Below are 304 nucleotides of genomic sequence, written 5' to 3' on the forward strand. Positions count from 1 at the left end.
CGATCACTGACATTTCGGTCACCGGCGACACCAAGTTCGAAAACCTGGTGACCGATAAGACGCCAGTGACCACTACTGTCAGCGACGAGCCGAACGGCGCCGGGAACCTGGTGAAAGTCAGCATCACTCCGGTCACCGAGTCGGTGAACGAAGCGACTGCGCCGACCTTCAAGCTCACCCTGAACCAAGCCATCGATAAACCGCTGACCGTGCTGCTGAGCACCGGCGAAACCGTGGTGTTCGCCGCTGGCGAGACCACCAAGACCGTTTCGGCGCCAGCCCAGGGCGATGACGTGTTCATCGA

The 304-nt window shown here is 60.5% G+C and carries 1 protein-coding gene; it reads left to right on the top strand.

The genetic code is table 11. The features are described from left to right. The coding region (locus CKW35_RS28270; RefSeq protein WP_159971683.1) for an immunoglobulin-like domain-containing protein at window positions 1-304 on the top strand (304 nt) is incomplete at both ends.

It is taken from the genome of Pseudomonas sp. Irchel 3F3, assembly GCF_900187545.1.
GTDB classification, from domain to species: domain Bacteria; phylum Pseudomonadota; class Gammaproteobacteria; order Pseudomonadales; family Pseudomonadaceae; genus Aquipseudomonas; species Aquipseudomonas fortuita.